General features: G+C 60.7%; 1 pseudogene. It reads left to right on the forward strand.

Features of this window, described 5'->3' with window-relative positions:
• A pseudogene (locus SB725_RS32365) lies at positions 1-257 on the forward strand ((2Fe-2S)-binding protein); the annotation flags it as partial.

Raw genomic sequence — 257 nt, forward strand, 5'->3', positions numbered from 1 at the left:
GCCCGGGCATAGACACGCGAGGTATCGGCAATAAAGAGCTGGTCGGCTACGAGTCCATCGATTTTCTGGAAGGGCAGGTCGCGATGCGCCGCCCTGAGCGCTTCGGCAAGTACAAGCTGGAAGACCTGCCGCCCATCCCGCAGAATCACCGGGGGCGCGCGAACTATAAGGAAGCGCAATACGCGCCGGGCGACTACGAAGCGATCATCAGCCAGCGACCCATCGCTATCCATTCGCTCGAAAACCCCACCAAGTTC

Origin of the sequence: Pseudomonas sp. SIMBA_041 (assembly GCF_046535095.1) — a bacterium.
GTDB lineage: Bacteria > Pseudomonadota > Gammaproteobacteria > Pseudomonadales > Pseudomonadaceae > Aquipseudomonas > Aquipseudomonas mucoides.